At 51.1% G+C, this 20,984-nt stretch carries 18 protein-coding genes; 12 read left to right on the top strand and 6 right to left on the bottom strand.

All coding sequences use genetic code 11. From position 1 onward, the window contains the following. Positions 1-14 precede the first annotated feature (14 nt). Positions 15-779, bottom strand: a complete 765-nt coding sequence (tpiA, locus tag JTN23_RS20965; protein ID WP_247237024.1) for a triose-phosphate isomerase — start codon at positions 777-779, stop codon at positions 15-17. A 188-nt stretch (positions 780-967) separates the two neighbouring features. On the opposite strand from tpiA, the gene JTN23_RS20970 reads away from it, so the two are divergent. Further along, complete coding sequence (locus JTN23_RS20970; RefSeq protein WP_247237025.1) at positions 968-2,236, top strand: aspartyl protease family protein; 1,269 nt, start codon at positions 968-970, stop codon at positions 2,234-2,236. A 21-nt stretch (positions 2,237-2,257) separates the two neighbouring features. Next, the gene (gene mnmC2, locus JTN23_RS20975; protein ID WP_247237026.1) at positions 2,258-2,941 is read left to right on the top strand and encodes a tRNA (5-methylaminomethyl-2-thiouridine)(34)-methyltransferase MnmC2; all 684 of its coding nucleotides are present in this window, start codon (positions 2,258-2,260) and stop codon (positions 2,939-2,941) included. A 14-nt stretch (positions 2,942-2,955) separates the two neighbouring features. Here mnmC2 and JTN23_RS20980 read toward each other — a convergent pair whose 3' ends face one another. Both JTN23_RS20980 and JTN23_RS20985 read right to left on the bottom strand, forming a co-directional pair. Then, positions 2,956-4,059 (bottom strand): FG-GAP repeat domain-containing protein, encoded by a 1,104-nt coding sequence (locus JTN23_RS20980; protein WP_247237027.1) that lies wholly within the window; start codon positions 4,057-4,059, stop codon positions 2,956-2,958. Between the two features lie 315 nt (positions 4,060-4,374). Then, complete coding sequence (locus tag JTN23_RS20985) at positions 4,375-4,758, bottom strand: TraR/DksA family transcriptional regulator (RefSeq protein WP_247237028.1); 384 nt, start codon at positions 4,756-4,758, stop codon at positions 4,375-4,377. Positions 4,759-5,118: 360 nt separating this feature from the next. Between JTN23_RS20985 and JTN23_RS20990 the strand changes: the two genes are divergently transcribed. Further along, positions 5,119-6,393: a Glu/Leu/Phe/Val family dehydrogenase gene (locus tag JTN23_RS20990; protein WP_247237102.1), complete on the top strand. Its 1,275-nt coding sequence runs from the start codon at positions 5,119-5,121 to the stop codon at positions 6,391-6,393. 105 nt (positions 6,394-6,498) lie between these two features. Here JTN23_RS20990 and JTN23_RS20995 read toward each other — a convergent pair whose 3' ends face one another. After that, positions 6,499-7,875 (bottom strand): SGNH/GDSL hydrolase family protein, encoded by a 1,377-nt coding sequence (locus JTN23_RS20995; protein ID WP_247237029.1) that lies wholly within the window; start codon positions 7,873-7,875, stop codon positions 6,499-6,501. A gap of 236 nt (positions 7,876-8,111) precedes the next feature. Between JTN23_RS20995 and JTN23_RS21000 the strand changes: the two genes are divergently transcribed. The 3 genes from JTN23_RS21000 to JTN23_RS21010 are packed head-to-tail and all read left to right on the top strand — an operon-like array spanning position 8,112 to position 10,216. After that, positions 8,112-9,164 carry a sensor histidine kinase gene (locus JTN23_RS21000; RefSeq protein WP_247237030.1) on the top strand — a complete coding sequence of 351 codons (1,053 nt, stop codon included), beginning with the start codon at positions 8,112-8,114 and terminating at the stop codon, positions 9,162-9,164. Beyond that, positions 9,161-9,862 carry an SGNH/GDSL hydrolase family protein gene (locus tag JTN23_RS21005; protein WP_247237031.1) on the top strand — a complete coding sequence of 234 codons (702 nt, stop codon included), beginning with the start codon at positions 9,161-9,163 and terminating at the stop codon, positions 9,860-9,862. The genes JTN23_RS21000 and JTN23_RS21005 overlap by 4 nt, the downstream gene beginning before the upstream one ends. Before the next feature lie 51 nt (positions 9,863-9,913). After that, positions 9,914-10,216 carry a Dabb family protein gene (locus JTN23_RS21010; RefSeq protein WP_247237032.1) on the top strand — a complete coding sequence of 101 codons (303 nt, stop codon included), beginning with the start codon at positions 9,914-9,916 and terminating at the stop codon, positions 10,214-10,216. A gap of 113 nt (positions 10,217-10,329) precedes the next feature. On the opposite strand, the gene JTN23_RS21015 is transcribed toward JTN23_RS21010, so the two are convergent. Together JTN23_RS21015 and murQ are read right to left on the bottom strand one after the other, a co-directional pair. Beyond that, a complete protein-coding gene (locus tag JTN23_RS21015) occupies positions 10,330-11,346 on the bottom strand; it encodes a zinc-binding dehydrogenase (RefSeq protein ID WP_247237033.1) in 1,017 nt (338 codons plus the stop codon). Positions 11,347-11,459: 113 nt separating this feature from the next. Next, positions 11,460-12,266, bottom strand: coding sequence for an N-acetylmuramic acid 6-phosphate etherase (gene murQ / locus JTN23_RS21020; RefSeq protein WP_247237034.1), 807 nt, complete (start codon positions 12,264-12,266; stop codon positions 11,460-11,462). Positions 12,267-12,610: 344 nt separating this feature from the next. On the opposite strand from murQ, the gene ilvD reads away from it, so the two are divergent. The 6 genes from ilvD to JTN23_RS21050 all read left to right on the top strand — a co-directional run bounded on the left by ilvD (position 12,611) and on the right by JTN23_RS21050 (position 20,973). Next, positions 12,611-14,296 carry a dihydroxy-acid dehydratase gene (ilvD, locus tag JTN23_RS21025; protein ID WP_247237035.1) on the top strand — a complete coding sequence of 562 codons (1,686 nt, stop codon included), beginning with the start codon at positions 12,611-12,613 and terminating at the stop codon, positions 14,294-14,296. A 39-nt stretch (positions 14,297-14,335) separates the two neighbouring features. Further along, positions 14,336-16,096 (top strand): biosynthetic-type acetolactate synthase large subunit, encoded by a 1,761-nt coding sequence (gene ilvB / locus JTN23_RS21030; protein WP_409049465.1) that lies wholly within the window; start codon positions 14,336-14,338, stop codon positions 16,094-16,096. A 112-nt stretch (positions 16,097-16,208) separates the two neighbouring features. Beyond that, a complete protein-coding gene (gene ilvN, locus JTN23_RS21035) occupies positions 16,209-16,742 on the top strand; it encodes an acetolactate synthase small subunit (RefSeq protein ID WP_247237036.1) in 534 nt (177 codons plus the stop codon). Between the two features lie 51 nt (positions 16,743-16,793). After that, positions 16,794-18,557: a hypothetical protein gene (locus tag JTN23_RS21040; RefSeq protein WP_247237037.1), complete on the top strand. Its 1,764-nt coding sequence runs from the start codon at positions 16,794-16,796 to the stop codon at positions 18,555-18,557. A gap of 57 nt (positions 18,558-18,614) precedes the next feature. After that, positions 18,615-19,343, top strand: a complete 729-nt coding sequence (locus JTN23_RS21045; RefSeq protein ID WP_247237038.1) for a class I SAM-dependent methyltransferase — start codon at positions 18,615-18,617, stop codon at positions 19,341-19,343. A 4-nt stretch (positions 19,344-19,347) separates the two neighbouring features. Continuing rightward, entirely contained in the window at positions 19,348-20,973 is a 1,626-nt protein-coding gene (locus JTN23_RS21050) for a hypothetical protein (RefSeq protein ID WP_247237039.1), read from the top strand. Positions 20,974-20,984 lie beyond the last annotated feature (11 nt).

Consider the following 20,984-nt stretch of genomic DNA (forward strand, 5'->3'; position numbering starts at 1 on the left):
CTGATCAGCTACAATTACTGACGGGCTTTGATGATATTGGTGAAATCACGCGATTTCAAAGAAGCTCCACCTACCAGGCCTCCGTCTACATCGGGGCTGGCAAATAGCTCCTCGGCATTGGCAGCACCCACACTACCTCCGTACAGAATAGATGTATTGTCCGCTACTTCGTTACCGTACTTCCCGGCAATGTGTCCACGCAGTGCAGCGTGCATTTCCTGTGCCTGCTCTGAGCTGGCGGTAAGACCGGTACCAATGGCCCAGATGGGCTCATACGCGATCACTACTTTTCCGAACTGCTCTTCCGACAGGTGGAACAGGCTCTCGGTGATCTGGTTCTTCACAAATCCGATGAAGTCCTCATTCTGGCGCTGATTCAGAGATTCACCGCAGCAGAAGATAGGTGTCAGACCGTTCTCAAGTGCGATATTTACCTTATCAGCCAGCTGAGCGTTGGTTTCGCCGAAGTACTCACGACGCTCGCTGTGACCCAGTACTACATACTCAATACCGATAGACTTTAGCATGGAAGCTGAGATCTCTCCGGTATACGCACCCGATGCTTTATCGGAGCAGTTCTGAGCGGCCAGAGCTATTTTGGGTGAGTTTTCGATGTACTTCTTAAGAGTGGTCAGGTATATGGCAGGGGGGCAAAGGATTACCTGCACATCGCCGGTTACTTCGTCATTGACCATATTAACTACCTCGGAGGTAAGCGCCAGGGCTTCGTCGAGGGTCTTGTTCATTTTCCAGTTTCCGGCTACTATTTTCTTGCGCATAGGTAGGTAAGCTGTATAAGGTAACACCATCTGATTTACGCTACGAAATTACCACTTTTTCCCTATGTAGACCATTTTCAAACTCTTTTACACAATTTTGCTAACAATTTGACCCCATTGAAGTTTTTTTTGTGTTTAAACAAGACTAATCAGTAACTTTACAGTATGTAGAAAAAGTATACAAAGCCATGAAGCGAGCGACCGAGCTGACAGCTATTTTACTCCTGATCTGGATGGGGGCTTTGACCTGCGCTACGGCACAGAAGCTCACGGTATCCAAGGAGAAGTATGGCTTTTTTCTGGAAGGTAACCGTCGGTTTATACGGATTCCTTTTGAGCTTCACTCCAATCTTATTCTTGTCCCCGTACAGATCAACGGCTCCGATACACTTCGTTTTATACTGGATACGGGCGTAAGTACTACCATAGTTACAGATCCCAAGGCACTGGATAGCAGCAAACTGCGACTTACTCGCAAGGTAAGCCTGGCCGGAGCGGGTGAAGGCATTGACTTGTCGGCGCATGTGGCCATAGACAATGCCCTGTCTATGCACCAGATGAAGGCCAACCACCACAACATGATCGTGCTGGACAAGGATGTACTACACCTGGCCGAATACGTAGGGGTACCGGTCCATGGCATATTCGGACACGAGATATTTAATAATTTCATAGTTACGATTGATTTCACGGCCAAAGAGCTCATACTGATGAAGCCCGGCACCTACCGGTACCGCACCAGCAAAGGTGATCGCTACCCCATTACCATCGAAGATACCAAGCCCTTTACGAGTGCGGTAGCTCTTCTGGCCGATGGGCGCGAGCATCCCATCCGGGTAGTTATAGATACGGGCGCCGGCCATGCCCTGCTCCTGGACAGATCGTCGGATGAACGTATACAACTTCCCGAAAAGCTGGTACGCACCCAGGTAGGCCGCGGCCTCAACGGAGTCATCAACGGTAGCCTGGGCCGTATAGATCGAGTTAGGTTCGGAAGGTTTGAGCTGGATAATGTACTGGCTTCCTTTCCGGATAGCAGTGCCTTTGGGGCCAAGTTACCTGACCGGGGCAGCCGGCATGGCAATATTGGGTGCGAACTGCTTCGTCGCTTCAAGGTAACCATGAACTATCAGGAGGGCTATATGGTACTTAAGCCCATTAAGAAACGCTTTAAGGAAAGCTTTGAACATGATATGAGCGGCCTGGAACTGCGTGCCCAGGGAACTGATCTCCGCTCCTACATGGTTCAGCACATAGCTGAGGGGTCTCCGGCAGCCTATGCAGGACTGCAGCAGGGAGACCAGCTACTATTTGTGAATGATCGTCCGGTACAGGATATGAATATCAGTGAAATCTACAAGCTTATGCAGAAGGGCGATGGAGAGGAGATAGAGCTGCTTGTTAAACGGGATGGGAAGATGTTCTTTACGAAACTTGTACTCCGGCGACTGATTTGACCTAAACAGATTTACGTTTTTATGCCTCATTCTGCAGCTGCACGCTCTGGCCGTCTGGTTTTTACCGCCGACGGCTCCAATTCCCTTTATAATATAGAATTAGACCAGCACTACCACTCCATGCAGGGCGCCCTGCAGGAGTCCCGGCATGTGTTTATTAATCTGGGCCTCAAGCCCGCGCTGGAGCAGGCTGACACACTAGTCCGTATTTTTGAGATGGGCTTCGGTACGGGGCTAAATGCCCTGCTGGCCTGGCAACAGGCCGATATATTTCAGAAGCCTGTCCAGTACGTGGGGGTGGAAGCCTACCCCATAGCCGACGAAGAAGTAGCCGGCCTGAACTTCGATGAGATTACGGGGAAGGCGGGGCTGGCCCAACTCCATAAGGCTCCCTGGTCAGAAGACATCAAAGTTTCGGACTATTTCTCCTTCCGTAAGGAGCATACGACTCTGGAGGGATTTACTCCTGCGGATGCTCTTTTTGATGTTATATTTTACGATGCGTTTTCTCCCAGTGCCCAGCCCGAGTTGTGGACAGAGGAGGTATTCACCAAGATAGCCGCCATGACCCGTACCGGTGGTGTACTTGTGACCTACTCAGCCAAAGGGAGCGTGCGCCGGGCGCTGGACGCCGTCGGCTTTCAAGTCGAAAAGCACCCGGGGCCGGGACGAAAGCGGGAAGTAGTGAGGGCCATTCGTAGGTAGGCTCCCCCTGTCACTTATTTAGCTCCCTCGTTGAAGAAGACAGCCAGTCCGTCTTTTCCGGCTACTACTATATCGTTGCGGCCGGTCTTTCGGAGATCGGCCACGGCGAAGTAAATACCCGTGCCTTTGCCCTCACCTGCCGGTCCGTGGGAAATAATGTGCTTGGTAAACTTTCCTTTATCAAGTGTAAAGTAGTACAGCCCTACGGGGTCTTCGGCACCGGGGTCTTTCCCATTGTGGGCGCGGTAGCGCTTGCCGGTCACCAGCTCAGGCTTGCCATCGCCGGTCACATCTACCCACTCCATAGCATGGTACTGCGAGTTTTTGTCGTCGATGATGTGCTTGGTCCAGGCGCGTTGCCCATTGGCGCCGGGCTTCTGTTCGTACCAGTTCAGGCCATACCCGTGCCCCTGTCCCACGATGAGGTCGTTCCGGCCGTCGCCATTGACATCCACTACCAAGATGGGGACACTGGTAGTACCCAGCGAAAACTCCTTGTGCAGGGTCCAGTTCGGCGCCTGCAGCCAGCCATCACTTACTATAAAGTCCCCCTTGCCGTCCCCGTTGATATCTCCGAATCCCAGCCCATGTCCCTGGGTAGGTGCTACATCTATCTGCTTAAACATTCCCCCCGGCTGGTGCTTGAAGTATTTGAGCGGATGTCCGGGAGTGTTAGGACATATCTCAAGGGTACCGTCGCCATCTACATCCCACGCACGGCTACATTCCACATTGCCTACCTTTGCCAGCTCATGCCGGACCCAGGGCTTGTCGCCCTTATTTTCCATCCAGCGCAGGGTACCATCAAACCAGCCACCGGTGATGAAGTCGGTGCGGCCATCGCCATTCACATCGAAGGGAATGGTCGAGAAATCATCATAGTACTGGTTTTTACGGGGCTGGTTGTCGATCAGATAGCGATTACGGAACCGCGGGCCCTTGTACCAGAAATCACCCGATACAATATCCAGCGTATCGTCATTGTCGACATCGAACACTCCCACCGACTCATAGCTTTCGGCAGCTACAAAATAACGGGAGAAAGAAACAGGAGCTTTTTGGGGCTCCGTTGAGGCGGTAGCAGCCAGCAGAATAGCCAGAAGTGTAACGTAGCGCATAAACAGATGGTAGATATAGTAGTAGTTACGCCTAATAAAGTCGCGCGCCTTCCCGAAAATACTGCCCTGCTACCAATTGTTATTGCGCCCTTCTTAAAGATAACTACATCAGTTGGCATAGTTCTTTGGCCCTTTAGAGAAGAGCAATACAGGCCCCGGCTACGTGCTAACAGGCACTACCGGCGTCTTAATCTTATGAGAACTTACAGGTACGTAGATGCTATATATCCCACCCTGAAAAAGACAAGGACGCCTTGCGGGCGTCCTTCCAGAGATTATACCTATGTAATTCGGAATACTGATTGCAACCGCTTATTAGCTTACGCGCTTAAGCTTTGCTTCGATAGTCTGCTGCGTATGAGGCACTACCCGCAACCGTTCTTTAGGAATAAGCTTTCCGGTATCAATACAGACACCGTACGTACCATTCTTAATACGAATCAGAGCGTTTTCCAGCTGTGTTGCATACTTCTGCAGGCGAGCCGCCAGCTGGCTCAGGTTTTCACGTTCGCTGGCATCAGCGCCGTCTTCCAGAAGTTTAGCCGTACCTGCTGTATTGTCCGTACCGCTATCGTTCTTTTTGCTAAGGGTCTCCTTAATGTAATTAAGTTCGCTTCTTGCTTCATCAAGCTTCCCTCGGATCAGTTCTTCAAATTCCTTCAGTTCTTCGTCCGAGTACCGGGTCCTTTCTTCTTGCATAGCGGTAGGGTTTTGAGAGTTCTCTACTTCGATTATTTAATGCTGTGGCCTTCTGGACACAAAATTAACATGAATTATTCAGACTTCATTCATTATACGTTGCCAAACCTAAAAAATAAAAAATCTACTATTTTACAATATGGTAATATAACAAACAAATATTTGGGCTTTAAAGCCATTATAATGGCTTTATTCGCATGTACAGCCAATTTATAAAAGAATATACTAATGTAAATAAATTATAAAATTTCAAGAAAAAATATCCCTTTGCTTTTATTATTACAAAACACGTATGTTTGTGTTAGGTAATTTCAGCACTTCATACAACATACTAGTAACCAACCGCTTATTAAAGAAATGATGACCTATATAGAACCAGCGCCTATCACTGATAAGGAGAATCCTCTGGCATCGATGATGCAGCGTTTCGATAAGGCCGTACAGCTTCTGGGTATCTCCGAAGAGATGTATCACATCCTGAAAGTTCCTCGTAAACAAGTCATTGTTGGTCTGCCGGTCACGATGGACAACGGCGAGATCCGTACCTTCGAAGGCTACCGCGTTATCCATTCGACCATCCTGGGCCCCAGTAAGGGGGGCATCCGGTTTGATCCGGCGGTCAATCTGGACGAAGTACGGGCCCTGGCCGCCTGGATGACCTGGAAATGCGCCGTGGTGGATATCCCCTACGGAGGAGCCAAGGGTGGTATTGCCTGTAACCCACGTCAGATGTCGGCGGGTGAGATAGAGCGCCTCATGCGCGCTTATACCACGGCTATGCTGGATGTATTCGGCCCCGATCAGGACATACCGGCTCCGGATATGGGTACCGGTCCGCGTGAGATGGCCTGGCTCATGGACGAGTACTCCAAGGCGAAAGGTATGACGGTGCAAGCTGTCGTAACGGGTAAGCCGCTGGTGCTGGGTGGCTCACTGGGCCGTACCGAGGCTACCGGACGCGGCGTGATGGTGACGGCGCTGGCCGGAATGGAAAAACTGCGCCTGAATCCTTACAAAGCTACCGCCGCCGTACAGGGCTTTGGTAATGTAGGATCGCACGCGGCCTCCCTGCTTCGGGAGCGGGGCGTATGTATACAGGCTATCAGTGATATTTCGGGAGCCTACTACAACCAGGGAGGTATTGATATTGAGGCCGCCATTGCCTACCGTGACCGTAACAACGGGATGCTGGAAGGCTTCCAGGGGGCTGAGATGATTGCTCCCGAGGAACTGTTTAGCTTACCGGTGGATGTACTGGTACCCGCCGCCAAGGAAGATGTTATTACTCACCACAATGTAGCCAACATTCAGGCCAAGATGATTGTGGAGGGCGCCAACGGACCTACTTCCTTCAGAGCGGATGATATTATTAATGAAAAGGGCATCATGGTAGTACCTGATATCCTGGCCAACGCCGGAGGGGTAACAGTATCGTACTTTGAGTGGGTACAAAACCGCATCGGCTACAAATGGACCCTCGAGCGGATCAACCGCCGTACCGATCGTATCATGAAAGATTCGTTTAACAAGGTATACCAGACGGCCCAGCAGTATCAGGTACCGCTCCGTATAGCCGCTTACATTGTAGCGATCGACAAAGTTGCCAGTACGTATAAGTACCGCGGCGGATACTGATACAGTACAACAGGTACTTTACCAATAGCATATAATACACAAGCCCGGTCTGGAGAAGTGATTCCTGACCGGGCTTATTCATTATAAAGTCCAGGTATGTATCAGCTATTTTAGCAGGCTTTGGTACAGCGGATGGTTGTACAGGATCTGGCTTACAAATTCCTCCCCCCGCTCCGACCAGTGTCCATCGCACGGGACGTACAGGTCCTGCCAGTCGCCTTCATACTCATAAAAGTACGGTAGCATATCAATGAAGCCTACCTGGTACTTGTTACACAAGGCTTCGATTTTGCTTCGTATTCGGTTTTCTTTGGTTTCGGCGTAGGCCTCTACTTCGCTCAGGATTGGGTACATCATCACCAGGATCTGCTTATCGGCGGCTTCTTCAAACAGCCGCTCCAGCGAATGGGCAAATATGTCCCATTCCTCATCCGTGTAGGTATTATAGCGCGAATAATTCTTGTTGACCGTTACGACACGCTGCTTCCGTAGCCCCTTAATGAGCTGATAGGTGTACGAATTATCCATGAATATTGCGTGGATCTTTTTGCTGGCGGGCAGGGAGCGGTAAACCTCATCGATGGTGCGATGAATCCGGGCAGGCTCCTCATAGTGATTAAGGGAGAAGGCGGAGGCCCCCAAGGAGTCCAGTGAGTACTTCAGCTGGTAAGGCTTTGCCTGCTGGTCCCAGTAAGGACGGTAGATGGGAGTCCGTATTAGGCCTACTCTGCTTTTATGGGTATAGTCTTCAAAGTCATTGGCGGGTAGTATGCCTACTACTACCGCATCGTGTTCAAACTGCTTCCCCACGTGCTTGTAGGTCAGGTAGTAGTTGATAGGGCTGGTACCTACTATACCCAGGTTCAGGTGTTCGACGTTGGTTTTATCTTCCAGCCGGTCAGATACCCGCTGCTGCGTATTAACCATGTAGCCTTCCATGAAGGAGTCACCCAGAAGTACCACCCGCTTACCGGTAGTACTATGGGGCGTTCGCTCCTTGTCACGGGCGCCGTACGAGTTGGTCTTGTAATAGATTGTTTCACCGTTACAGGCCTCGACGGTGAGGGTATCCTGCGGCAGTCGCCAGAATGCCAGGTGGGGATCAAAGTACCCCCAGAACGGGCGCCTCGATACACTTAGGCCACGGGCATCGTTGAGGAGGTGATGCTTGGGCCGTTCGGCGGGTAGCCATCCCTTTTTCAGGACTACCCAGCTTGTGGCTTCCAGCATGAGTAGAAGAAACAGCAGTGTAGCGGCAGAGAGCGCGATGTTTTGCCGGAAGGTACTCTTCGAGGTAAAACCCCTCAGGAGCAGCAACACTACCAATCCGGAAAGTGCAGTCATACCCATGAGGCGGTGGTAGCGCCAGCCCGCGACAAGGCCGTCAAAAGGAACTCTCAGGTAATCATAAATAAGAAACACACCATAGATAGCCAGATATATGGTGATAAATAAAAGCACGCGTTTTTTCGTTGGTCTCATAGCTAATATTGGTTAGGGTTGAGACATACTACCAAATTCAGCAGTATAGCGGGGCAGATAGCACCTGTCGCCCCGGCTGCAATACATTTTTACTGACAGGCGCTAAGCCAGCTTCTGTCAGTCCTGTGTTAACATTTGCTTACTTCTCCCAAAAAACTGTATGCCTTCGGCATTTCTTCCTACCTTTGTCTTACTGGATATTTTCAAGTAACCAGTAGCATAACCTCTTCCTGATCATGTCGTTAAGTCCTCGCTTCATAGCGTTTTTATTAGCTTTCCTAATCTCCGCCTTCACAACTTCTTTTCTTGCCTTTGTTGAAGGTGTAACGCCCAGTATGCTGTTTGTCGTATGCGTGTCCAGCTTTATGACCTCTTTCTTCCTGGTGTTGTACACGATCGAGATCATCGTATACCGCGAGGTAAACAAGATGTATCGCACCATTCACAAGCTCAAACTGAAAGACTTTAATATCTCACGAAAATCCCTGATCCGGGAGAACAACCCCCTCAAGCGACTCAACGATGAGATATTTGTGTACGTAGCCAAAAAACAGAAGGAAATCGAGGAACTACGCAAGCTGGAGCTATTTCGGCGGGAGTTTCTGGCGGATGTATCCCATGAGCTCAAGACGCCCATCTTCGCCGCGCAGGGCTTTATTCATACTCTGCTGGACGGTGCCATCGACGATGTAAATGTACGTGACCGGTTTCTGAAAAAAGCCGCCAAGAGCCTGGACGGACTGGATGCACTCGTCAAAGACCTGGTCACGCTTTCGCAGATGGAAACGGGGGCTATCAAGATGAACATCGAACTGGTAGATATGCGGCACCTGACAGAGGACATCTTTGACCGGCTGGAGAAGATCGCCCACGACCGCCGGGTAGTGCTGAAAGTGAAGCCGGACAGTCTGCCCGAAGTGCGCGTGAGAGCCGATCCGCAGCGTATAGAGCAGGTCATGATCAACCTCATCGAGAACGCCATCAAGTACAACAACGAGGGAGGGAAAGTAATTGTACACTTTGAAGAAGAGAAGAAACACTTTGGGATATCAGTACGTGACAACGGCCCTGGTATTCCGCCGGAGCACCTGACCCGCATTTTTGAGCGCTTCTACCGGGTAGACAAGAGCCGCTCCAAAGAGCGCGGCGGTACGGGTCTGGGACTGGCTATTGTCAAACATATCCTCAACGGGCATGGTTCTAAGATTGCCGTAATGAGTAAAATAGACAAGGGTACTACGTTTTCCTTTAAGCTTGAAAAAGCTGATAAACCCGAACTGACAGAATGAAACTACTCCATATAGTGCTGGCCGGGCTGCTGCTGAGCTGCCAGGCCTGCGCTGCCGACTCTGATCCCATGACTACTCCCGACACCAACCAGGGCCTGCGCTTTCTGTCACTGGGTGACTCCTATACCATTGGAGAGAGTGTACCCGCCAGCGACCGCTGGTCGGTCATACTGGCCGATCTGCTACGGGCGGAAGGAGTTGTGATCCAGTCGCCGGATATCATAGCCCGCACCGGCTGGACCACCGCCGAGCTTTCGGAGGCCATACGGCAGGCCAACAACCGCAACACCTACGATCTGGTGTCGCTGCTGATTGGGGTCAATAACCAGTACCGTGGCCAGAGCCAGGAGCGCTACCGCACCGAATTTCGTGAACTTCTGCAGACCAGTATTAACTTTGCCGGCGGCCGAGCCGACCGCGTAGTTGTGCTGTCGATACCCGACTGGGGCGTCACGCCCTTTGCCGCCACCCGTAACCGCGAGCAGATAGCCCGCAAAATAGATGCCTTCAACGCCGTAGCCAAAGAGGAAGCCGGTAAGGCCGGAGTACGCTATGTGGACATCACACCTATATCCCGTACGGCCCTGGATGATCCAACTATGGTAGCCTCCGACGGGCTGCACTACTCGGGAAAGATGCACCGGCTGTGGGCCCAAGAAACACTACCCGTAGTAAAGAGTCTTATAAGTAAAAAATAGCCCCGATCCGCTCTTTCATTTTTCATTACTCATACACTTACCCATCTACCTATGTTTGTACATACCGTATACTTCTGGTTAAAAGAAAAAGGCAACGAACAGGCACACCAGGACCTGCTGGCGGGCATCCAGACCCTCGAAAGCATTGACGCTATCCACGCCTCCTACATCGGGGTACCCGCCGAGACGCGTCGCCCCGTTATTGACCATACCTACGACTTCTCCATCACCTTTGTCTTCACGGATAAGGCTGCTCATGACATCTACCAGGAGCATCCAACCCACCTGAAGTTTGTGGACAACTGCAAGCACCTGTGGGAGCGGGTTCAGGTATATGATGCCGTAAATCCCTGACCTACCTGCTACTAGCTAGTAGTTAACAACAAAAAAAAGAGTTATCCACACAGTAGGTGTGGATAACTCCCCCAATCAGTGAATAAGTCTTCAGCCAGCTTACCCGATTAGGCTTATTCTTCTACCGATAGCACGATTTTGCCGAACTGCTGACCAGCATCCATGTAGCGCAGAGCCTCTTCGGCCTGACTCAGCGGAAACACTACATCTACCACCGGTACTACTTCTTTCTCTTCCACGAACAGCGTCATGTCTGCAAACTCCTGCTCGGTACCCATGGTACTGCCGTAGATGTTGAGCTGCTTAAAGAACACCTTGGCCGGTACCACATCCATAATATTACCGGTAGTACCTCCGTAGAAACAGATACGTCCACCAGGAGCCGCTACATCAATCAGACGGGCAAAGCCCGGTCCACCCGCACTATCTATGATCACATCGAAGTAGCCCGTCTTGGGCGCCTGTGCCTTTACCAGCAGGTCGCGGTACCAGGTGGGCGTCCGGTAGTTGACACCTCCCCTGGCTCCCATCGCTACTGATTTCTGTATCTTCTCATCCGAACCCGACGTCACCCACACCTCTGCTCCCATAGCCACCGCCAGTTGGGCTGCAATCAGGGCCACTCCACCGCCCGCTCCGGTTATAAGTACCCGCTCTCCTTCTTTCAGCCCCACGCGCGACATCAGCGCCCGCCAGGCCGTCAGTCCGGCCAGGGGTAGTGCTGCGGCCTGCTCAAACGTCAGGTGACTGGGCTTTATGGCAAGGTACCTGGCTTCTACTTTTACATACTCCGCAAAAGTACCATCATCCGGTAAGCCCAGCATTTTGTAGTCTTTGCCGTAGTAGGCCGGGTTGTCGCCCCAGTTCTGCGAGGGATTGATGATTACTTCCTTTTCCAGCCAATAGTCGCTTACTCCCTCTCCTACTTCCTCTACAACCCCCGCTCCGTCAGAGCCCAGGATCTGCGGTACTTTGATACCCGGGTACAGCCCCTTCTGAATCCATACGTCGCGGTGATTCAGGGCGGCGGCTTTGAGCTTCACAAGGACTTCCCCCTTGCCGGCTGTCGGCTTGGGAACATCTTTATAGACAAGAGGCTGATGCAGTGTTTCGAGTACGGCTGCTTTCATTAGGTAGGTTGTTAGGTGATAAGCTGTTAGTTCTATTACATACGTCTCAATGACAGGTACCATATCTATTGTATCGGGTACTTATAATGGCCTGATACAGACAGACGCTATTGCTACGATTTACGGCCTGCCTCAATAGCGGCCCGTACACTTCCGTGCGCATCCAGCAGCGCCTTCGCTTCTTCATCCGACACCCCCAGCTCCTCGGTCACCATTCGTATAGCCCGCTGCACCAGTTTGTAGTTGGTCATCTGCATATCCACCATCTTATTGCCTTTTACGCGGCCGAGCTGGATCATTACCGAGGTAGAGAGCATGTTCAGCACCAGCTTCTGAGCCGTACCTGCCTTCATACGTGTACTACCCGTTACGAACTCCGGCCCTACTACTACCTCCACCGGGTACTCAGCCGCAGCGGCTACGGGCGATCCGGCATTGCAGACAATACATCCGGTAAGTATTCCGGCCTTACGGGCTTCGTTCAGGCCACCTATTACATAAGGGGTACGTCCCGACGCGGCTATCCCGATCAGTGAGTCCAGCTCATTGATATGGTATTCCTGCAGATCCTTCCACGCCTGCTCCGGATCGTCCTCGGCGTTTTCGACCGCACGTCGGATGGCACGATCCCCACCGGCCATGATTCCTATCACCAGATCAAAAGGTACTCCGTAGGTAGGTGGGCACTCCGAAGCATCCACCACACCCAGTCGTCCGCTGGTGCCCGCTCCTATATAGAAGAGTCGCCCTCCCTGCTTCATCCGCTCCACGACCTGCTCTACCAGAGCTTCCAGTTGGGGTATGGCTTTCTCGACGGCCAGTGGTACCGTCTTGTCTTCGTTATTAATATTTATTAGTAGCTCCCGCACATTCATTTTCTCCAAACTTTCGTAGCGTGAGGCGGATTCGGTGGTTAACATGGGAATCAAGAATAAAGGTTAGACATATTCAAAAATAGTACTTTTCATCTTACAGCACTGTCTTCAACTAAGACGTGATGATTTTTGACTATAAAAGTGAGAAATACTGACTTTAAAATTTGGAAAAAAGAAAGATAGCCTTCTTATTTGTGATGTAATTACGCATTTAGCGAAATTTCACTGCTAGAAAAAAATATTCAAAAGCTTATGCAATTGGCTGTACTCATTGTGGTCCTACTCGTCAGCACCTGTTAAGGTGTGAGTGGAACGCAATGGTTAGCCAAAGCGCCTCACTCACACCTCGCTGAGTGAGGCGCTTTTATTTATACTATCATAAACGTACTATGGCCCAGGAACTAAACAGATTCTCCCGCACGCTTACTCAGGAAGTAACCAATCCGGCCGCACAGGCTATGCTTTATGGAATTGGTCTGAAAGAAGAAGACATGTCCAAACCTCAGATCGGTATAGCGAGTACCGGCTACGAGGGTAACCCCTGTAACATGCACCTGAACGGACTGTCGGTGTACGTGAAGCAGGGTGTACAGGCCAATGACATGGTAGGACTGGTATTTAATACTATAGGAGTATCTGACGGTATGACCAACGGAAACGATGGGATGCGTTATTCACTGCCCAGCCGTGATATCATTGCTGACTCCATCGAGACCGTAGTAGCCGCTCAGTGGTATGATGGCGTGATCGCCGTAGTAGGATGTGACAAGAACATGCCCGGTGCCATCATGGCCATGGCTCGCCTGGATCGTCCGGCCATTATGGTGTACGGAGGTACGATCCGTTCGGGGCATTACAAGGGCCAGAAGCTGGATATCGTTTCGGCTTTTGAGGCACTGGGTAAGAAGTTTGCCGGTAATATTTCAGATGAAGATTATAAAGGAGTAATCCAGAACTCCATCCCGGGACAGGGAGCCTGCGGGGGTATGTATACTGCCAATACCATGGCTTCGTCCATCGAGGCGATGGGGCTAAGCCTTCCGTTCAGCAGCAGCTACCCGGCTACGCACGAAGGAAAGCAGGAGGAGTGTAAGAAGATCGGAGCGGCTATGAAGAAGCTCCTCGAGATGAACCTGACACCTGCCGAAATCATTACCCGTAAATCGCTGGAAAATGCACTCACTGTAGTAATGGCGCTGGGTGGATCTACCAACGCGGCACTGCACTACCTGGCCATTGCTCATTCAGCAGGCATACCTCTTACTCTGGACGACATACAGGCCATCAGCGACCGCACGCCATTTATAGCCGACCTGAAGCCCAGTGGTAAGTACTACATGGAGGATATTCTTGAAATCGGTGGGGTACCTGCCGTGATGAAGTACCTGCATGGCGAAGGACTGATCCACGGTGACTGTATGACCGTAACCGGTAAGACGGTAGCCGAAAACCTGGCCGAGGCTCCGGATCTGGACTTCGAAGCTCAAAAGATCATCTTCCCGCTCTCTCAGCCAATCAAAGCGTCGGGCCACATACAGGTACTGTACGGCAACCTGGCTCCCAAGGGTGCGGTAGCCAAGATCACAGGTAAAGAAGGTCTTCGCTTTGAAGGTGAGGCTAAGGTATGCGAGCACGAATCCGAAATCATAGATGCACTGGCTAAGGGCGAGATCAAAGCGGGCCATATAGTCGTAATCCGTAACGCTGGCCCTAAAGGTGGACCGGGTATGTCGGAGATGCTGAAACCTACCTCGGCCGTTATGGGTGCCGGACTGGGTGACAAGATTGCACTTATTACCGACGGACGTTTTTCGGGAGGTACCCACGGATTTGTGGTAGGACATATAACTCCCGAGGCATTTGAGGGTGGCCCAATAGCTCTGGTAAAAGATGGCGATCGTATTACTATCGATGCCAATACCCGCGAGCTCACTCTACATATATCAGACGAAGAAATGGCAGCCCGTAAAGCGGCCTGGGTACAACCCGCCCCCAAGTTTACGAAGGGAATGCTAGGCAAATATATCCGCAACGTGAAGTCGGCCAGCGAAGGCTGCGTAACCGACGAAGCGTAATTAATCAAAACAAAAAGCAAACTAAAACCAGCAAAGGTCATGGAATACAAGGAGAATCAAGCCGTAACCGCTGAGGTGGAGGAGCAACAGCCCAAAGTAGAAGCAGCAGAGCTAATGAACGGCTCGCATGCGCTCATCAGATCACTGATCGCAGAAGGAGTGGATACCATATTTGGTTATCCGGGAGGAGCTATTATGCCCGTGTATGATGCTATTTATGACTACCAGGACCAGGTCAACCATATTCTGGTACGCCACGAACAGGGGGCTGGTCATGCTGCCGAAGGGTATGCCCGCGTATCAGGCCGGGTAGGCGTATGTCTGGTTACTTCCGGTCCGGGCGCTACCAACTTGGTTACGGCCATAGCCGATGCTATCATTGATTCTACCCCCATGGTTTGTGTAATTGGACAGGTAGCCATGCACCTGCTGGGTACCGATGCCTTCCAGGAAACCGACGTGATCGGGGTGACCATGCCTATTACCAAGTGGAACTATCAGATTACCTCGGCCGATGAAATACCCGAAGTAATGGCTAAGGCCTTCTATATAGCCAAGTCGGGACGTCCGGGGCCGGTACTGATTGATATTACCAAGAATGCTCAGCAGGAAATGATGACGAAGGCATTCAACTATTCCTGTTGCCAAAAACTGATCAGCTACCACCCCCGCCTGACCCCTAAGCGGGAGCAGGTTGAAAAGGCGGCTAAGCTGATCAACGAGGCCAAGCGTCCGCTCCTGCTATTCGGTCATGGTGTCAAAATATCCGGCGCCGAGAAAGAGCTACTGGAACTGGTAGAAAAAGCGGGTATTCCCTGCGCCTCTACCCTGCTGGGGCTATCGTCCGTACCCGTAGACCACCCGCTGTACGCCGGCTGGCTGGGTATGCACGGCAACTACGGTACTAACGTACTGACCAACCAGTGTGATGTCATGATAGGTGTTGGTCTGCGCTTTGACGACCGCGTAACGGGCGATGTGAGCCGCTACGCCAAGCAGGCCAAGATTATACATATCGAAATAGATCCGGCCGAGATTGATAAGGTCGTAAAAGCCGAGGCTCCTGTGGTAGGCGATGCTAAGCAGGCGCTTCAGATGCTGTTGCCGATGATCAATCCGAATGACCACAGCATGTGGCGAAATGAGTTCCGGAAGTACGAGGCACTGGAAGACGAGAAGATCACCCAGCGCGAGTTGGCTCCTACTACCGAAAAGATCAAGATGGCCGAGGTAATCCGGATGCTGTCTGACAAGACCAAAGGGGAAGCCGTAGTAGTAGCGGATGTAGGACAGCACCAGATGATGACTGCCCGCTACTACCAGTTCAAAAAGAATAATTCATTCATTACCTCGGGTGGCCTGGGTACCATGGGGTATGCCCTTCCGGCTGCCTTTGGCGCCAAGGTAGGAGCTCCCGAGCGTGAAGTAGTAGCCATTATCGGCGACGGCTGCTTCCAGATGACCATTCAGGAGCTGGGGACCATTGCGCAGAGCGGTCTGCCTGTCAAGGCGATCATCCTTAACAACAACTACCTGGGCATGGTACGTCAGTGGCAGCAGTTGTTCTTCCAGAAGCGCTACTCTTTCGTAGAGCTACAGAACCCTGATTTTATCACCATTGCGAAGGGCTTCGGCGTAGATGGCCACACCTGTGAGCAGCGTGCCGACCTGAACGACTCCCTCGACAGGCTTCTGCAGTCGGACAAGCCCTACCTGCTGGAAGTAATTGTAGAAAAAGAAGAGAACGTATTCCCGATGGTACCTACCGGCGCCTGCGTAGCCGATATCCGGCTGGAGTAACATGTACCTGCCCCATTGTGAAAACCGGTGGGGCAGGTGACCAATCTTTTTCAGAAAAATTCAGCATTGATTTAGTTATCACCAAATAAATTTCCCACCGGGATTAAGGGCCATGACTACTTACACCATTTGTGTCTTTACCGAGAATACAATCGGAATACTCAATAAAATCACTATTCTTTTTACCCGTCGGCGCATCAACATCGAGAGCCTTACTGTCTCTGAGACAGAGCGTAAGGGGGTATCCCGCTTTACTATCGTGATTCGTCACGAGTCGCGTGAAGCCGTTGAAAAGCTGGTACGCCAGATCCGCAAAGTAGTAGAAGTACTGGCGGTTTTCGGGTATCTTAATGATGATATCGCCTACAACGAAATTGCACTTTTTAAGGTAGCCACTCCGTCAGGTGCCAAACCTTTAGACATCGAAACAGTTAATAAGGTGTATAAAGCCTGGGTTGTATACTGGCACCTTGACTACGTAGTAATTGAAAAGACCGGAACTGAAGAAGAGATCTTTGATTTCTTCAACTACATCAAGCCCCATGGCATTCTGGAATTTGTGCGGTCAGGTCGGGTTGCGGTCAGTAAGTCTCCTCAAAGTCTGGTGGAGTATCTCCCTGAGGCTGAATGGGAGTATTATTTGTAAAGCCCAATAAATGACTCTAATTTTAGCCGGTCAATCAACCCTTATGCCTGAATGATGCTAGTGCAAGCTATCATTGATATGGATAGTTCATGGGCCACGCAGACAGCTGATTGGTTATATCAGATAGGTTATATGCGTGGTGGAAAAAAGTGGATAGCTTTAGCGATTTTGTTCAATGCGCTATGGCTGGCTTTATTTTATTTCCGTCAACGTACCTCTACGACTTCCTGGCTCCGCAAGGATGCTCTTTTTATAGGCCTCATTCTGGTGGGAGTCTGGGTACTTCGTATACCAACGCTGGTTTATTCGCACCTGGATGTGGATGAATCCGACTGGATTGCCGGTGCCGCCACCTTCTACACCGACCCTTACTTCTGGCTATCAGTAGATGGTACCACCAGTGGTCCGCTCAGTATTATTCCGCTCAGCCTGATTCCGCTGTTCGGCGGTTCGCTCAGTTACGCGGCCGTGCGGCTGTTTGCTCTGACGCTGTACGTGTTGCCTTCCCTCTTATGCCTGTACCTGGGCTTACGTAACCTATATAATGTACGTATAGCGGATGTAGTAATCATACCGCTGGCTACGATCGTGGCTATGGCTCATAGCCTCAGTGCCTACAACGGTGAGTTTGCCATTATGTTCCTGACGTCACTGAGCCTGTACTTTTATAGTAAGTCCATCAGCGGCCGCTATTCCACCCTATACTACTGGGGTGCCGGGTTTGTGATAGGCATGCTGGCCTATTCCAAACCGCAGGCTATACCGCTGGGGATGATCATCGCTCTGGGGTACCTGTGGAAGATCAACGCTGATAAGCGTCAGATCAAGACTACGGGTGCTTTTGTGCTGGGAGGCCTGTCTCCTACGCTGCTGGTGGCCCTTTACCTGACGCTGACCAACCTGTGGGAAGACTTTATCAACTCCTATATCCTTAATAACCTATTCTACGGAGGTGTCGAAGGAGCCTTTGGTAATACGTATTCTACCTGGAAGATCATCAGCAAGACGCTGGATTACGTAACAGCCCTACCCGAGTACTCCTTCTGGATGCTCAGTGGCCTGTTCAGCTTTCTGCTGGGTATTACCATGCTCTATTCGCAGAGACGTATGCTGGGCCGTGAGCTCACGCGCGAGCTCGCCTTTGCCGTAGTCATGCTGGTTGTTGCCTTTTTCTGCGCTGTAAAGCCCCTGACGTTCTTCTACCACTACCAGAACATGCTCATTATACCCGTAGCCTGGATGTGCGGAACGGCAGGAGCCTGCCTGTATCATCTGATTCAGCTCCCCTCAGTAGCTGCCACACCGGTTCGTCCTTTTATGGTGCGGGTAGGTGTACCTATATTTTTTATCGTAACCATGGGCTTTTCGGTCATACAGACGATCCACCACTGGGAGGCCCCTTCCCTGCTGATCGGGACTGAGCACTATGCCCCTACCAAAGAGTCCGAGATTATTTCACGGTTTGCCCAACCCAACGAACGGATGGCGACCTGGGGATGGAACACGGCCCTCTTTGTCGACACCGGCTTGCTACAGGGTACGCGCGATGGTCATACCCACTACCACATGAGTCCCATCAAGCTACAGACCTACTATCTGGAGCGTTACGTCAGGGATTTGAAGCGAAATAAGCCCAAGGTTGTAGTAGAAACATTCCAGGGGTATTCGGCGTTAACGTTTGGTGCCGACGGCCGCCGTGAGTTTGGATTAGAAAATTACCCGCTGGTTTATAACTATGTCAAGCAACACTATGAGCTAAAAGCAGACATAGACGGAAAAACGCGGGTGTTTGTACGAAAGGAGACAAGTTCTTAGTAGTTAATTACTTAGCTTTACGGCAACAACCCATAAGACGACCACACAATTACCTATATGCAAGCCAAATACTCCGAAGAACCCGAGAAGTTACCTGATTTTGATGATTATGCAGATAACTACGAAACCTTAGTTAAAGACAATATTAAAGCCTCCGGCTTTCACCCCAGCTACTTTGATGAGCACAAGATCAAGACACTGGCCGCTGACTTTGGTAAAACACCAGTGAACGGCCGCGAGATCCGGTTTCTGAACTTCGGGTGTGGCATAGGTAAAAGTGAAAAATTCATCCAGAAGTATCTGCCTACGGCACATACCACATCGGTAGATGTATCCAAGGAATCCATCGAGCGGGCTATCCAGCGCAATATTGCGGTTCCGAACGTTACCTACCAGCATTTTACGGATGTAACGGAGCTGAAGTACGACAAGCCTTTTGATATTATTTTTGCGGCGAACGTGTTCCACCATATTCCAACGGACCTGCGTCTGGGTATACTGGAGCATCTGCGTACGCTGCTTAGCCCCAATGGGTACCTGTACATCTTTGAACATAATCCGATCAACCCCCTCACCAAGGCTGCCTTTGACACCTGTGAGTTTGACCAGGGATGTAAGATGATTCCCGCCAAGGATATGATCAAAAATATCCGCAAGGCAGGCTATCAGCGCTTGTCAAAACACTACATCGTGTTTTTCCCGAAGCCCTTAGCCGCTTTTATTCCATACGAAAAGTACCTAGACTGGCTACCCGTAGGCGCCCAGTACTATATTAAAGCCCGATAGTAGTATGCTTGAAAGATTGAAACGTATACCCAAACAAGACCTCTTAGGTTTAGGAATAGTACTAGTAGGATTAATTGTTCTGAATTACAACCTTAGCGATCGTCTGGATGTATTCTCCGACGATGATGACCTCTACTGGGGGTTTGCTATGGATTATCTCAAAGGCAAGTACCGTGGGCCCGATGACGCGGTAATCTACTGCCTGTGGCAGCTGGGTATCCAGATGCTGACAAAGGATCCTATCCTGACCTACTATATTAACTATGTAGCGATGGTGTCGCTGCCGTGTATAGCCCTGTACGCTCTCCTGCGTAGCTTACGCGTCAATGTATGGGTAAGCGTATGGCTGGTGCTGCTGTTTATGTTCTCGGGACTCAACTTCCCGCTCCTGCCCAAGCTGACACACTTTACGGTACTCTTCCTGGGGGCGGGTCTGGCTATATCCAACTTTGCTTCCGGTAATCTTATCAAGCAGTTGATGATTGCCGGCATTACGGTGTGGCTGGCTTCCTACATCCGTCCCGAAATGTACGTAGCCTGTGGGCTCATTATCCTGTGGCTTCTGTACATATCCTATAGGAGAAAGACCTACCGGCAGTTTGCTACCTTGTTTTCGATAGTGCTGGTGTCGGCGGTACTCCTGGGTACGCCCATCCGCAAGAACGACCGCAGCTTCTGGACCTTTAAGGTATACATGGCTATCAACTACCTGGAGTGGTATCCGGGCCAGATCAACCTGTCGCCCTGGATGCACTTCAATGAGATCAACGAGCAGATATTTGGCCACCGGCTGGTATCCATACGCGATGCCATCGAAACCCGTCCGGACCTGGTAGTACGGCACGTGCAGACCAATATTGTAAGGCTGGTGAGAGACTCATTCCAGTACGCCACCGAGTACGTGCAGATGATGCTGGACCTGTTCCCATTCCCGCATAAGCGGTACATCTTCCCGCTGCTGGGGCTACTGTTCCTGGCCATGATCGACTACCGGAGGTATGCCTCCAACCTGTGGGAAACGGCCAAGCGGTACAAGGAGTTTGGCGTGATCCTGTTCCTGACGCTGGTGCCGTCGATCATCACCACCACCACCATGTACCCCCGTCCGCACTACTTCCTGTACCACTTTTACCTGCTGTACATTCCGCTGGTAGGGGTGCTGCTATCCAACCTGGCGTTCCGCCGGGTATCCGTGGGCTCACTGAGCTTCCTGCGTAGCCGTTACACGCTGGCGGCGGTTAATCTGCTGTTCATGGTGGTATTCCTGACTCCCCGCCTGATGGCCAACGCCCAGGACGAACCTACGCCCAAGCGTGACTTTATGTACCAGCTGCAGGGCCTGAACCTGGAGGGAGAGGTCAATCTGCTGGGCGGCGACCCGATCACGTACAGCCGGTACATCCGTGAGGACTGGACCTTCTACTTCTACGACAACGAGCGTCCGGAAAGCTTCCAGGGCTTCCTGCGGGAGAATGATATCAATGCTGTGATCATCAATAAGCCGATGCACGAGTATTTCAAAGGGGATCCTTCGTATCAGGCTTTTCTGGCTAATCCGGATCAGGCGGGCTTCGCTCTGATCAAAGAAGTAGATCAGCGTCGCATCTATGCCCACCGTCAGAAAATCTAATTACTCTGTAT

This window comes from Telluribacter roseus (genome assembly GCF_017355915.2).
GTDB lineage: Bacteria > Bacteroidota > Bacteroidia > Cytophagales > Spirosomataceae > Telluribacter.

Bases quoted from the DNA above. Each gene is read 5' to 3' on its own strand.
- tpiA (WP_247237024.1), bottom strand. From the start codon at position 779: ATGCGCAAGAAAATAGTAGCCGGAAACTGGAAAATGAACAAGACCCTC.
- JTN23_RS20970 (WP_247237025.1), top strand. From the start codon at position 968: ATGAAGCGAGCGACCGAGCTGACAGCTATTTTACTCCTGATCTGGATG.
- mnmC2 (WP_247237026.1), top strand. From the start codon at position 2,258: ATGCCTCATTCTGCAGCTGCACGCTCTGGCCGTCTGGTTTTTACCGCC.
- JTN23_RS20980 (WP_247237027.1), bottom strand. From the start codon at position 4,059: ATGCGCTACGTTACACTTCTGGCTATTCTGCTGGCTGCTACCGCCTCA.
- JTN23_RS20985 (WP_247237028.1), bottom strand. From the start codon at position 4,758: ATGCAAGAAGAAAGGACCCGGTACTCGGACGAAGAACTGAAGGAATTT.
- JTN23_RS20990 (WP_247237102.1), top strand. From the start codon at position 5,119: ATGACCTATATAGAACCAGCGCCTATCACTGATAAGGAGAATCCTCTG.
- JTN23_RS20995 (WP_247237029.1), bottom strand. From the start codon at position 7,875: ATGAGACCAACGAAAAAACGCGTGCTTTTATTTATCACCATATATCTG.
- JTN23_RS21000 (WP_247237030.1), top strand. From the start codon at position 8,112: ATGTCGTTAAGTCCTCGCTTCATAGCGTTTTTATTAGCTTTCCTAATC.
- JTN23_RS21005 (WP_247237031.1), top strand. From the start codon at position 9,161: ATGAAACTACTCCATATAGTGCTGGCCGGGCTGCTGCTGAGCTGCCAG.
- JTN23_RS21010 (WP_247237032.1), top strand. From the start codon at position 9,914: ATGTTTGTACATACCGTATACTTCTGGTTAAAAGAAAAAGGCAACGAA.
- JTN23_RS21015 (WP_247237033.1), bottom strand. From the start codon at position 11,346: ATGAAAGCAGCCGTACTCGAAACACTGCATCAGCCTCTTGTCTATAAA.
- murQ (WP_247237034.1), bottom strand. From the start codon at position 12,266: ATGTTAACCACCGAATCCGCCTCACGCTACGAAAGTTTGGAGAAAATG.
- ilvD (WP_247237035.1), top strand. From the start codon at position 12,611: ATGGCCCAGGAACTAAACAGATTCTCCCGCACGCTTACTCAGGAAGTA.
- ilvB (WP_409049465.1), top strand. From the start codon at position 14,336: ATGGAATACAAGGAGAATCAAGCCGTAACCGCTGAGGTGGAGGAGCAA.
- ilvN (WP_247237036.1), top strand. From the start codon at position 16,209: ATGACTACTTACACCATTTGTGTCTTTACCGAGAATACAATCGGAATA.
- JTN23_RS21040 (WP_247237037.1), top strand. From the start codon at position 16,794: ATGATGCTAGTGCAAGCTATCATTGATATGGATAGTTCATGGGCCACG.
- JTN23_RS21045 (WP_247237038.1), top strand. From the start codon at position 18,615: ATGCAAGCCAAATACTCCGAAGAACCCGAGAAGTTACCTGATTTTGAT.
- JTN23_RS21050 (WP_247237039.1), top strand. From the start codon at position 19,348: ATGCTTGAAAGATTGAAACGTATACCCAAACAAGACCTCTTAGGTTTA.